Origin of the sequence: Pseudonocardia acidicola (assembly GCF_012911935.1) — a bacterium.
Taxonomy (GTDB): Bacteria; Actinomycetota; Actinomycetes; order Mycobacteriales; family Pseudonocardiaceae; genus Pseudonocardia; species Pseudonocardia acidicola.
The window spans coordinates 37,286-48,970 of record NZ_JAAXLA010000019.1; the positions used below are offsets into that span (position 1 = coordinate 37,286).

At 73.2% G+C, this 11,685-nt stretch carries 11 protein-coding genes; 6 read left to right on the plus strand and 5 right to left on the minus strand.

Features of this window, described 5'->3' with window-relative positions; all coding sequences use genetic code 11:
- The first annotated feature begins 23 nt into the window (after positions 1-23).
- A complete protein-coding gene (locus tag HF526_RS12535) occupies positions 24-992 on the plus strand; it encodes an aldo/keto reductase (RefSeq protein ID WP_338051443.1) in 969 nt (322 codons plus the stop codon).
- A gap of 249 nt (positions 993-1,241) precedes the next feature.
- Here the strand turns inward: HF526_RS12535 and HF526_RS12540 are convergent, their stop codons facing one another.
- Together HF526_RS12540 and HF526_RS12545 are read right to left on the minus strand one after the other, a co-directional pair.
- Complete coding sequence (locus tag HF526_RS12540; RefSeq protein ID WP_169381575.1) at positions 1,242-2,423, minus strand: lactate 2-monooxygenase; 1,182 nt, start codon at positions 2,421-2,423, stop codon at positions 1,242-1,244.
- Positions 2,424-2,460: 37 nt separating this feature from the next.
- Positions 2,461-2,958 (minus strand): MarR family winged helix-turn-helix transcriptional regulator, encoded by a 498-nt coding sequence (locus HF526_RS12545; RefSeq protein ID WP_169381576.1) that lies wholly within the window; start codon positions 2,956-2,958, stop codon positions 2,461-2,463.
- Between the two features lie 91 nt (positions 2,959-3,049).
- On the opposite strand from HF526_RS12545, the gene asnB reads away from it, so the two are divergent.
- From asnB to HF526_RS12560, 3 genes are all read left to right on the plus strand, one after another.
- A complete protein-coding gene (gene asnB, locus HF526_RS12550) occupies positions 3,050-4,915 on the plus strand; it encodes an asparagine synthase (glutamine-hydrolyzing) (protein WP_169381577.1) in 1,866 nt (621 codons plus the stop codon).
- A 333-nt stretch (positions 4,916-5,248) separates the two neighbouring features.
- Positions 5,249-5,866, plus strand: a complete 618-nt coding sequence (locus HF526_RS12555) for a TIGR03086 family metal-binding protein (RefSeq protein WP_169381578.1) — start codon at positions 5,249-5,251, stop codon at positions 5,864-5,866.
- 28 nt (positions 5,867-5,894) lie between these two features.
- Positions 5,895-6,692 carry a DUF427 domain-containing protein gene (locus tag HF526_RS12560; RefSeq protein WP_169381579.1) on the plus strand — a complete coding sequence of 266 codons (798 nt, stop codon included), beginning with the start codon at positions 5,895-5,897 and terminating at the stop codon, positions 6,690-6,692.
- Here HF526_RS12560 and HF526_RS12565 read toward each other — a convergent pair.
- From HF526_RS12565 to HF526_RS12575, 3 genes are all read right to left on the minus strand, one after another.
- Positions 6,689-7,186, minus strand: coding sequence for a MarR family winged helix-turn-helix transcriptional regulator (locus HF526_RS12565; protein ID WP_169381580.1), 498 nt, complete (start codon positions 7,184-7,186; stop codon positions 6,689-6,691). The two genes, HF526_RS12560 and HF526_RS12565, sit on opposite strands and share 4 nt — an antisense overlap.
- 80 nt (positions 7,187-7,266) lie before the next feature.
- Positions 7,267-8,226, minus strand: coding sequence for a type I pantothenate kinase (gene coaA, locus HF526_RS12570; protein WP_169381581.1), 960 nt, complete (start codon positions 8,224-8,226; stop codon positions 7,267-7,269).
- Positions 8,223-8,636 carry an SDR family oxidoreductase gene (locus HF526_RS12575; RefSeq protein WP_239028608.1) on the minus strand — a complete coding sequence of 138 codons (414 nt, stop codon included), beginning with the start codon at positions 8,634-8,636 and terminating at the stop codon, positions 8,223-8,225. The genes coaA and HF526_RS12575 overlap by 4 nt, the downstream gene beginning before the upstream one ends.
- Positions 8,637-9,197: 561 nt before the next feature.
- Here HF526_RS12575 and HF526_RS12580 point away from each other — a divergent pair.
- Both HF526_RS12580 and HF526_RS12585 read left to right on the plus strand, forming a co-directional pair.
- Positions 9,198-10,562: a hemolysin family protein gene (locus tag HF526_RS12580; RefSeq protein ID WP_169381583.1), complete on the plus strand. Its 1,365-nt coding sequence runs from the start codon at positions 9,198-9,200 to the stop codon at positions 10,560-10,562.
- A complete protein-coding gene (locus HF526_RS12585; RefSeq protein WP_338051444.1) occupies positions 10,555-11,628 on the plus strand; it encodes a hemolysin family protein in 1,074 nt (357 codons plus the stop codon). Before HF526_RS12580 ends, HF526_RS12585 begins: the two co-directional genes overlap by 8 nt.
- The last annotated feature ends 57 nt before the right edge of the window (positions 11,629-11,685 follow it).

Below are 11,685 nucleotides of genomic sequence, written 5' to 3' on the forward strand. Positions count from 1 at the left end.
CCATCCGGACTAGCGTCGGGCACGTGCAGACACGTGAACTCTTCAGCGGTGGACCGACGGTCGGGGCGATCGGTCTGGGTTGCATGGGCATGTCCTGGGCCTACTCCCCCGCCGAACGTGACGACGACCGATCCGTCGCGGTCATCCGCCGGGCGGTGGACCTGGGCGTCACCCTGATCGACACCGCCGACGTCTACGGCCCCTTCCACAACGAGGAGCTCGTCGGGCGTGCCCTCGCCGGGCTCGCCCCCGCTGACCGAGAGCGGGTCACCCTGGCGACGAAGGCCGGTCTGGTCGCCCGCGACCGCACCCCCGGCAAGGTCCCGTCCCGCGACGGGCGGCCCGAGCACATCAAGGCCGCCTGTCAGGACTCGCTGCGCCGCCTCGGCGTCGACGTCATCGATCTCTACCAGCTGCACCGCGTGGACCCCGAGGTGCCGCTGGCCGACACCTGGGGCGCGATGGCCGAGCTGGTGGAGGCCGGATACGTGCGCGCGATCGGGATGTCGGAGGTCGACGTCACCGAGCTGAACGGCGCCGCCGCGATCCACCCGGTGGCGACCGTGCAGTCGGAGCTGTCGTTGTGGACCCGCGGACCGCTGACCGACGTGCTGCCGTGGTGCGCCCGGCACGGCGCCGGGTTCATCCCGTTCTCCCCGCTGGGGCGGGGGTTCCTGACCGGAACGCTCAAGGCCGGCTCCTTCGAGGGCAAGGACTTCCGCGCGCACAATCCGCGCTTCGGCGTCGACGCGATGGCGGCGAACCAGCAGATCCTCGACACCGTCGTCGCGGTCGCCGGCCGGCATGGCGCGACGCCCGCCCAGGTCGCGCTGGCCTGGGTGCTGGCCCAGGGCGACCGGGTGGTCCCGATCCCGGGGACGAAGCGCCCGGAGCGGCTCGACGAGAACGCCGGCGCGGCCGGCCTCGTGCTGCCGGCCGCGGATCTGGCGACCCTGGACGCCCTTCCGGAGCCGGTCGGCAGCCGCTACTGAGATCACGCTTCTCAGGCCGGGGCAGCGCCGTGGCCTGAGAAGCGCAGCGGCCACCGCTGCTGTGCGGTGAACGGTCGCGACCCGCCGTCGGCGCCGCGCGCGGGTCGCGACCTGGGCGCCCGCTTCTGTGGTCGAGGAGGTCGTCCCGGCTTCTTTGTCAACGTATGGTTGACGATATGGAGCGTCAATCTATCATTGACTAATGAGGGGCGGACCACTGCGCCACCGGGTGGCGCGCCCGGCCGGGGGCTACGCCGGCGTGCTGACCGCGTCCTTGGTCGCCCGCAGCGCGGGCAGATCCGCGTACCCGGACAGCCCCAGGGTGAGGTCGAGCTCGGCCAGGACACTGCGCAGCACGTGCCGGACGCCGTCCTGGCCACCCAGCGCCAGCCCGTAGGCGTAAGGCCGGCCCAGCAGCACCGCGTCGGCGCCGAGGGCCAGCGCGACGGCGGCGTCGGCGCCGGTGCGGATCCCGGAATCGAACAGCACACTCGCGCGGCCGTCCACGGCGTGCACGATGCCGGGCAGCGTCTCCAGCGCGCCGACCGCACGGTCGACCTGCCGGCCACCGTGGTTGGACACGATGATGCCGTCCATGCCCGCGTCGAGGGCGTGCAGGGCGTCGTCGACGTGCTGCACGCCCTTGAGCAGGATCGGGCCGTCCCAGTGCTCGCGCAGCAGGTCGAGCCGGTCCCAGCGCAGCGCGGTCCCGGTGAACATCGGCACCCAGCGGCCGACCGCGGCCATCAGGTCCTCCTCCGGCGGCGTGGCCAGCCCGGCCCGGAACGCGGGGTCGGAGAACGGGATCGCGCACCCCACCCCGCGCAGGAACGGCAGGTAGGCCCCGTCGAGGTCGTAGGGACGCCAGCCCAGCGTCCAGGTGTCGACGGTGACGACGAGTGCCGAGTAGCCCGCGGCGCGCGCCCGCTCCAGCAGGCTGACGGTGACGGCGTCCTCGGTGGGCCAGTACAGCTGGAACCAGCGCGGGCCCGCTCCCCCGGCATCGGCGACCTCCTCGATGGTGTGCGACGCAGCGTTGGACAGCACCATCGGCACGCCCAGCTCGGCGGCCGCGCGGGCCACCGCCAGCTCGCCGTCGGGGTGCAGGATCGACAGCACCCCGACCGGGCCGAGCAGCAGCGGCGCGGGCATCGCGGTCCCCAGCACGGTGGTGGACCAGTCCCGGACGGTGGTCTCGCGCAGCATCCGCGGCACCAGCCGGTAGCGGTCGAAGGCATCCCGGTTCGCCCGCATGGTCGCCCCGGACCCGGCCCCGCCCGCGACGTAACCGAAGGGCCCGTCGGCGAGCACCTCGCGCGCGGCGGCCTCCAGCCGGGCCGGGTCGGTGGGCAACGACGGCCGCTCGTCGGCGAGACCGCGGAAGTAGATCTCGGCGGCGTAGGCGGACAACGGGACTCCGGGCGCGCTCATGGGGCGCAATCTAGAAGATCCGGCGGCCGCGGTCTGCTCATTCCGTGGCGCGGTAGCCGGCGAGGTCGGCGTTGAACCGGCTGAGCAGCACGGCGAGGGCGTCCCGGTCTTCCTCGGGCCACGCGGCGAGCACCTCGCGCAGCGGGGCCAGGCGGGCCTGGCGTACCGCCTCGACCCGGGCGGCCCCGGCCCGGGTCAGGCGGACCACGACCGAGCGCGGGTCGCGTTCGTCGGGCCGGGTCGCGACGAGCCCGGCGCGGCTCAGACGCGACACCTGGCGGCTCACCGTGGGCTTGCTGTGCCCGAGCCGGCGGGTGAGCACGGTGAGCCGCTGCGGCCCGTGCTCGTCGAGCAGCACCATGACGGGATAGGTGTATCGGTCCACTTCGGGGTGCTCGCCGTACCCGGCGGACCACAATGACTCCATGCTCCGTCGGATCAGGACGGTGACCTCGCGTTCGAGCACGGGCAGCGAGTCGGAGTGACCGGCTACGGTGACCGAGGTCACTCCGACAGGATCAGGACGATCGGGCATGAAACGATCCTACTCGGGTTGCGCGATGCAACGTTGCGGCGTGCAATGGTGTTACCGAGTGGTTACGTAATGTAACGGGGGTGGCATCAGCATGTGCGGTATCTGCGGCTGGGTGGACTACGAGCGTGACCTCGAACGGCCGGACGAGCGCCGCCAGTTGGCCGACATGACCGCGACGATGGCCTGCCGCGGCCCGGACCAGGAGGGCACCTGGGTCGACACGCACGCCGCGCTCGGGCACCGCAGGCTCGCCGTGATCGACGTCCCGGGCGGGCGGCAGCCGATGACCGTGCAGGAGGACGGCCGGACCACCGCCGCGCTCGTCTACAGCGGCGAGACCTACAACTTCCGGGAACTGCGCGAGCGGCTCGCCGCGGCCGGGCACCGGTTCGAGACCAGCAGCGACACCGAAGTCGTACTGCACGCTCACCTGGAGTGGGGCCGCCGCGACCCGCGCGACGCCGTCCGCGAGCTCAACGGCATGTTCGCCTACGCGCTGTGGGAGCCGGCGGCGCAGGAACTCGTGCTGGTCCGCGACCGGCTCGGGATCAAGCCGCTGTACTACTACCCGACCGCCCACGGCGTGCTGTTCGGCTCCGAGCCCAAGGCCGTGCTCGCCAACGCGCTGGCCGAGCGGGTCGTCGACGCCGACGGGCTGCGCCGGATCCTCGGCTGGGTCGCCGACCCCGCCAACGCCGTGTTCCGCGGGCTGCGCGAGGTCCCGCCCGGCTACGTCGTGCGGGTCAACCGCGACGGCGTCCGCGAGGAGCGGTACTGGGCGCTCGAGGACACCGGGCACACCGACGACGTGCCCACCACGGTCCGCCACGTCCGGGAGCTGCTCGAGGACACCGCGCGCCGGCAGCTCATCGCCGACGTCCCGCTGTGCACGCTGCTCTCCGGCGGGCTCGACTCCTCGGCGCTCACCGCCCTGGCCGCCCGGCACACCCAGGGCGCCGTCCGGTCGTTCGCCGTCGACTTCACCGGCTACACCGAGAACTTCACCGCCGACGACGTCCGCGGCACCCCGGACGCGCCGTACGTGCAGGAGGTCGCGAGGTTCGTCGGCACCGACCACACCGACATCACGCTGTCCACCGAGCAGTTGATGGACGCGGGCGTCCGCGCCGCCACCCTGCACGCCCGTGACCTGCCCTCGGGCATCGGGGACATGGACACCTCGCTCTACCTGTTGTTCAAGGCGGTGCGCCAGCGGTCGACGGTGGCGCTGTCCGGGGAGTCGGCCGACGAGGTGTTCGGCGGCTACCGCGACTTCCACGACGCCGACACCGTGGCCGCAAACACCTTCCCCTGGCTCGCCGGGCGGATGATGAACCACGACGCGTCCGACCCCGGGCTGTTCGACCCCGCCCTGGCCAAGCAGCTCGACATGGTCGGCTACCTCGACGACAAGTACCGGACCGCGCTCGCGGAGGTGCCGCAGCTGACCGGGCCCGCCGCGGCCGACCCGCACGAGCGGCGGATGCGCGAGATCTGCTTCCTCTACCTCACCCGGTTCCTGCCGAACCTGCTCGACCGCAAGGACCGGATGAGCATGGCCGTCGGTCTCGAGGTCCGGGTGCCGTTCTGCGACCACCGGCTCGTCGAGTACGTGTTCGGGACACCGTGGGCGCACAAGACCTTCGACGGCCGGGAGAAGAGCCTGCTGCGGGCGGCGACGGCCGACCTGCTGCCGGAGTCGGTGGTGAAGCGGGTCAAGAGCCCGTATCCGTCGACCCAGGACGCCGGCTACGAGCAGGTGCTGCGCTCACGGGTGTCGGCCGTGCTGGCCCGCGACGACGCACCGGTCGCGCCGCTGGTCAACGCCGAGGCGGTGCGTGAGCGGCTGGCCTCACCGGCCGAGGCGCACTCGTCGATGGGGTCCCGGATGCAGCTCGAGCAGGTCTTGTCCCTCGACGCCTGGCTCACCGACTATGAGGTGACGCTCGACCTCTGAGCCGTCGCTGCCCCGCCGCACCCCGCAGCCTCGTCGCCGTTCTCCGGCCCTCGCCGGCAGCGACGAGGCTGCCGGTTCCTGCCCGCCCGGGGCCAACGCCGTCGGCTGGCCGACCGCGACACCCGTCGCGGGCTCATCGCGCGGAGAGGTCGACACCGCAGTTCTCGCCGACCGGTGACTTCGCAGTCCTGCGGCGGTCTCTACCGGCAGCGCGCGGCGCGCGGCGAGGAGGGAACCGGCGATGACGCAGAAGACCGGCGACGGGGCCAGCAGCAGCCACCCGGACGGCACCGGGTTCCGCCCCGGCCATGGCTCGCCCGCACCGGTCGGCGGATGAGCGCGAGCGCGCCGACACCGCCCGGGGTCGCGCTGCTCGAACGCGCGATCGGCTACACCCTGGGGAGCCTGCACGTGGTGACCCCGCTGGCGCTGACCCGCCCGACGCCCTGCGACGCGTGGGACCTGCGCGCGCTGCTGGTGCACATGGACGACTCCCTCGCCGCACTGCACGAGGCGATCGGGTGCGGCCGGGTCGACCTGGTGGCCGCACCGCACGCGGAGCCGGCCGCGGACCCCGTCGCGTCCCTGCGCGCGCGGGCGTGCCACCTGCTCGGCGTCTGCACCGGTGCCCCGCCCCGCGATCGCATCGCCGTCGGGGACCTCCACATGCCGGCCGGACTGATGTTCGCCGCCGGGGCCGTGGAGATCGCCGTCCACGGCTGGGACGTCGCCCGGGCATGCGGGCACCCGCGCCCGATCCCGCCGGCGCTGGCCGCGGAGTTGCTCGCGCTCACCCCGCTGCTGATCACCGACGCCGACCGGCCGGTGCGGTTCGCCGCCGCCAGGACGCCCTCCCCGTCCGCCGGCGCGGAGGACCGGCTGCTCGCCTTCCTGGGCCGCGGCCGCGCCACCGGGGAATCCGGCGGAACCCGGCAGGGTTGCGCAGGATGAGGACATTCGCGAGCGAGAGGAACGATCGATGGGCCTGACCCGCACCGACGGACCGCTGTCCCCGCACGCGCCGACGACGGTCAACTACGCCATCGACGGCCCGGCGCACAAGCTGTTGTTCCATCCGTTCCCACGCCGGGTGCGCGCCGAGTTCGCCGGGCGCACCGTGCTCGACACCCGCGCCGGCATGCTGCTGCACGAGACCGCGCTGCTGCCGATGCTCTACGTGCCACTGGCCGACTTCGACGCCTCGCTGCTGGAGGCGACCGAGCACACCACGCACTGCCCGTTCAAGGGGGACGCGCGCTACCACTCGGTGCGGGTGGGCGACCGGGTCGCGGAGAACGCCGTCTGGTCCTACCCGACGCCGAAGGCCGACGCGTCCTGGCTGGCCGGGTACGCGTCGATGTACTGGCGCGCGGCCGACGCCTGGTACGACGAGGACGAGCAGGTCTTCGGGCACCTCACCGACCCCTACACGCGCATCGACGTACGCCCGACCAGCCGCACCGTCCGGGTGCGCTCCGGAGACACCGTGATCGCCGAGTCGACCTCACCGGTGGTGCTGTCCGAGACCGGGCTGCCGAACCGCTGGTACCTGAGCCCCGACGACGTCCGGGTGCCGTTGCAGCCCACCGACACCCGCACGCACTGCCCCTACAAGGGCGAGGCGAGCTACTTCTCGGCCACGCTGCCCGACGGCCGGGTGCTCACCGACGTGGCGTGGAGTTACCCGAAGCCGCTGCCGGAGTCCTCCCGGATCGCGGGCCTGCTGAGCTTCGCCCACGACGGGGTCGAGGTGCTGGTGGACGGCCGGCCCGCCTAGTCCTCCTCGTCGACGAGCAGCGCCTCCAGGGCCGGCAGCGCCTCGCGCAGGGCGGCGCGCTGCCGCTCGTCGAGCCGGGCCAGCCGGCGGGCCACCAGCGCGGTGCGGTGGCTGCGCACCTCGGCGAGCACGGCGGCACCCTTGTTCGAGAGCGTGATCCGGACACCGCGCGCGTCCTGCGGGTCGACGGTCCGCACGACGAGCCCCTGCTCGTCGAGCGCCGCGAGCACCCGGCTCATCGTCGGGGCGGTGACGGCCTCCCGGCGGGCCAGCTCGGAGAGCCGCAGCGGACCGTGCTGCTCGACCGTGACCAGCGCGGACAGCTGCAGCGGCGGCACCGACTCGCGGCCGTCGATACGGATCCGGCGGTGCAACCGCCCGACGGCCAGCCGCAGCCGCGCGGCGAGCTCGGTCTGCGCCTCGTCGGGCTCCGGACGGCCGTCGCCGACTCCGGCGGGGTCGGGGCGCTGGGCGGTGTCGGCGGCGGTGCTCATCACCCCATGGTGCCAGCCCGGTCGACCAGGACCACAGCGACCCGGCGGGTCACAGACACATCAGGGGAGGTCACGGGCGGTCAGACCTTGCGCAGCCGAATCCCGGTCACGCTGTGGTCACCACCCTTGCGCAGCACCAGGCTGGCCCGGCCCCGGGTGGGCCGGATGTTCTGTTCCAGGTTCGGCCCGTTGATCTCCGCCCAGATTCCCTCGGCGTGCGCGATGGCCTCCTGCTCGTTGAGCGCGGCGTAGCGCCGGAAGTAGGAGGCGGGGTCGCGGAACGCGGTCTCGCGCAGCCGCAGGAACCGCTCCACGTACCAGCGGCGGATGTCGTCGGTCGCGGCGTCGACGTAGACCGAGAAGTCGATGAAGTCGCTGACGGCGAGCGCGGCCTGGCCCTCCCGGCGCGGCTGCGCGGGCTGCAGCACGTTGAGCCCCTCGATCAGCAGGATGTCCGGGCGGTGCACGGTGAGCCGCCGGTCGGGCACGATGTCGTAGACCAGGTGCGAGTACACCGGCGCGGTGACCTCCGGACGGCCCGCCTTGACCTCGGTGACGAAGCGCAGCAGCGCCCGCCGGTCGTAGGACTCCGGGAAGCCCTTGCGCTGCATGAGCCCGCGCCGCACCAGTTCGGCGTTCGGGTGCAGGAACCCGTCGGTCGTGACGAGTTCGACGCGGGGGTGCTGCGGCCAGCGGGCGTGCAGCAGCCGCAGCAGCCGGGCGGTGGTCGACTTGCCGACCGACACCGACCCGGCGATGCCGATGACGAACGGGGTGCGCGCGGTGTTGGCACCCAGGAACGTCCGGTAGGCGCGGTAGAGCCGGCCGCCCTCCTGTACGTGCAGCGTGAGCAGCCGGGACAGCGGCAGGTACACCTCACGAACCTCGTCGAGGTCCACCTCGTCGCCGAGGCTGCGCACCCGGTCGAGCTCGGCGGCGGCCAGCGGCAGCGGCGTGTTCTCGCCGAGCTTCGCCCAGGCGGCCCGGTCGAAGTCGACGAACGGCGAGGCACCGTTTCGGGTGCTGCCCGGGCGGCTCACTGGCACACCGCGGTGCCCGCGTACTCGGCGACCGCCACCCCGGCGGGCAGCCCCAGCACGTGCACGACGGCGTCGGCGACGGTGTCCGGGTCGAGCCCGACGCTGTCCATCCGCTCGCTGTAGCGGTCGCGCAGCGGGCCGTCGGGCCAGTCGTCGAGGATCGCGGTGCGGACGAAACCGGGCGCGATCGTGGTGACCCGGACCCTCTCGTCACGCAGCTCCAGGCGCAGCCCGTCACCGATCGCGTGCACGGCGTGCTTGGTCGCCGAGTAGACCCCACCGGCGGCGGTGGGCACCCGGCGCCCGGACATCGACGAGATGGTGACGACCGCCGGGGCGGTGCCGCGGCGCAGGTGGGGCAGCGCTGCGCGGGTCACGACGAGCAGCCCGATGACGTTGACCGCGAACATGTCCCGCCACTGCTGCGGCCCGGTCTCGGCGACCGGCCCGACGTGGAAGACCCCGGCCGCAGCGCCACCCGGGCGCCGCGGGCGGCGGCCGCCCGGGCCACCGCGGCGCCGATCCCGGAGGAGGCGCCGGTCACGAGCGTTCGTTGCCCGTTGAGACTCGCCGACATAGAGATCCAACCTAGACGCTGCACCCGGATCCGGTTGTGGTGACATCAATCGCACCGCCGGCCCCCGATCGTCCGTGCGGCCCGGCAGGATGCCCGTTATGCCCACCTCCGTCATCGAGCTGGTCCGGCTGCTGCCGTCGTCGGATCCGCTGGTTCAGGGTCGCGACCGGGGCCGGGGTCAGGGTGGTGTCGCAGCGAGCAGCGCCCGGCCCGCGGTCCTAGACTGGCCGGCATCGTCGGCGACGCCAGCACGACAGCCAGTACCAGGAGCATCAGTGCCCACCCCAGCGCCCGCCGAGCCGGGCTGCAGTAGTCGGCCGGGTCGACCGACCTGGCGCCCCGTCCACCGTCGCACGATCGCCATCGCAGTAGGCCCTCGCGCGGGTGGAGCCCGATGAGCACGCTGCTGTCGATCCTCGGCCTGCTCGCCGTCGTCGCGCTCACGCTGGGCACGGCGATCTCGGTGGCCTCGGAGTTCTCGCTCACCGCGCTGGAACGCAGCCAGATCGACGCGCACGTCGCCGAGGTCGGCGACCGGCGGTCGAAGACCGTGCAGAAGGCCCACCGCGCGCTGTCGTTCCAGCTCTCCGGCAGCCAGCTCGGCATCACGGTGACGACGCTGGCCACCGGCTACATCGCCGAACCCGCGATCGCCGAGCTGATCCACCCCGTGCTGCAGAACCTGGGGGTCTCCCCGGGGGTCGCGACCGGTGTCGCGACGGTGCTGTCACTGGTCCTGGCGACGGCGCTGTCGATGGTGTTCGGCGAGCTGGTGCCCAAGAACATCGCGATCGCCCGGCCGCTGCAGACCGCGCGGGCGGTCGTCTGGCTGCAGAGCGGCTTCGCCCGCACCTTCCGCTGGTTGATCGACGCCCTCAACTCGGCGGCCAACGCCATCGTCCGCAAGCTCGGCGTGGAACCGGCCGAGGAGCTGCGCTCGGCCCGCTCGCCCAACGAGCTCAGCTCACTGGTCCGGACCAGCGCGCAGCACGGCACGCTCGACGCCGGTACCGCCACGCTGATGGACCGCTCACTGCGGTTCACCGACCGGGTGGCCGAGGACGTGATGACCCCACGGGTGCGGATGGAATCGCTCAACACCGACGACACCGTGGCCGACCTCATCCGGCAGGCCCGGCGCACCGGGTTCTCCCGGTTCCCGGTGCACAACGGCGACCCCGACTCCGTGCTCGGGCTGGTGCACGTCAAGCAGGCGTTCGGAGTGCCCGCCGAGGAGCGCGAGACCACGCCGGTGCGCGACATCGCGCAGCCTGCGCCGACCGTGCCGGAATCGCTGGACGGCGACGAGCTCCTCAGCCGGCTGCGCGACTCCGGGCTGCAGACGGCGATGGTGGTCGACGAGTACGGCGGCACCGCCGGCCTGGTCACCCTCGAGGACCTGGTCGAGGAGATCGTCGGCGACGTCCGCGACGAGCACGACCGTGCCGAACAGGCCCGGATCCGTCCGCTGGGCCGGGACAGCTGGCTGGTGTCGGGTCTGCTGCGCGGCGACGAGGTGGCCGATGCGACGGGTTTCATCATGCCGCCCGGCGACTACGAGACGCTGGCCGGCTTGGTGCTGTCCCGGCTGGGCCGGATCCCCGACGTCGGCGACGACGTCAACGTCGGCGACTGGCGGCTGACCGTGATGCGCCGCGACCGCAACCGCGTCGCCGAGCTGCGGCTGGCCCGCCGCGACCAGGCGGAGGCCGAGGCGCCCGTGCAGCGCACCCCGGACCGGGAGCCTGCCCGTGGGTAGCGACCTGCTGGCGCTGCTGGCCGCGGTGCTGCTGCTGGCGGCCAACGCGTTCTTCGTCGGAGCCGAGTTCGCGCTCATCTCGGCCCGGCGCGACCGGCTGGAGGCGATGGCGCAGGCTGGTGTGGCGTCGGCCCGGACGGTGCTGAAGGCCAGCGGGGACCTGTCCCGGATGCTGGCCGCCTCGCAACTGGGCATCACGATCGCGTCGCTGCTGCTCGGCCGGCTCGGCGAGCCCGCGGTGGCGCACCTGATCGAGCGGCCGTTCGAGTTGCTCGGGCTGCCACCGGCGCTGCTGCACCCGATCGCGTTCGCGCTCTCGCTGGCGCTGGTCGTCGTCGCGCACATGGTGCTCGGCGAGATGGTGCCCAAGAACATCGCGATCGCCGGACCGGAACGCACCGCGGCGCTGCTGGTGCCGCCGTTCCTCGTCTTCACCAAGATCATGCGGCCGGTCATCGAGCTGTTCAACTGGATGGCCAACGGCACCCTGCGGCTGATGGGGATCGCCCCGCGCGACGAACTGGAGGCGGCGTTCACCTCCGGCGAGCTGTCGGCGATGATCGCCGACTCGCGGCGTGAGGGACTGCTCGACGACTCCGAGTCCAGCCGGCTCGCGCGCACCCTGCGCTCGGCGGAGGCCACCGTGGCCGACGCACTCGTCCCGGCCGACAAGCTGATCACGCTGTCGGCCCGGCCGACCGTCGGCGAGGTCGCGCAGGCGGTGGAGCAGACCGGGTTCTCCCGTTTCCCGCTGCGCGGCCCGGACGGCCGGCTGACCGGGTACCTGCACGTCAAGGACATCCTCGACGTGATGGACGACCCGGCCGCGGCGGTGCCGCGCGGGCGTGTCCGGGGACTGCCCGAGGTGCCGGCCGACGCACGGCTGGACGACGCCCTGGCCGCGCTGCGCAGCTCCCGGGCGCACCTGGCACGCGCGGTGAACGGACGCGGGGACACCGTCGGGCTGGTCGCGATGGAGGACCTTCTCGAGCACTACGTCGGGACGGTGCGCGACTCCACCCATGCCGACGAACTCCCCCGCGAGTCGTCCCCTTCGGGAGGGTGAGTCGCCCATTCTCGGAGGGCGAGTCGCCCTTGCCGGGCGGCCGGCGGACCGGCGGGT

Bases quoted from the DNA above. Each gene is read 5' to 3' on its own strand.
- HF526_RS12540 (WP_169381575.1), bottom strand. From the start codon at position 2,423: ATGAGCGCGCCCGGAGTCCCGTTGTCCGCCTACGCCGCCGAGATCTAC.
- HF526_RS12545 (WP_169381576.1), bottom strand. From the start codon at position 2,958: ATGCCCGATCGTCCTGATCCTGTCGGAGTGACCTCGGTCACCGTAGCC.
- asnB (WP_169381577.1), top strand. From the start codon at position 3,050: ATGTGCGGTATCTGCGGCTGGGTGGACTACGAGCGTGACCTCGAACGG.
- HF526_RS12555 (WP_169381578.1), top strand. From the start codon at position 5,249: ATGAGCGCGAGCGCGCCGACACCGCCCGGGGTCGCGCTGCTCGAACGC.
- HF526_RS12560 (WP_169381579.1), top strand. From the start codon at position 5,895: ATGGGCCTGACCCGCACCGACGGACCGCTGTCCCCGCACGCGCCGACG.
- HF526_RS12565 (WP_169381580.1), bottom strand. From the start codon at position 7,186: ATGAGCACCGCCGCCGACACCGCCCAGCGCCCCGACCCCGCCGGAGTC.
- HF526_RS12575 (WP_239028608.1), bottom strand. From the start codon at position 8,636: ATGTTCGCGGTCAACGTCATCGGGCTGCTCGTCGTGACCCGCGCAGCG.
- HF526_RS12580 (WP_169381583.1), top strand. From the start codon at position 9,198: ATGAGCACGCTGCTGTCGATCCTCGGCCTGCTCGCCGTCGTCGCGCTC.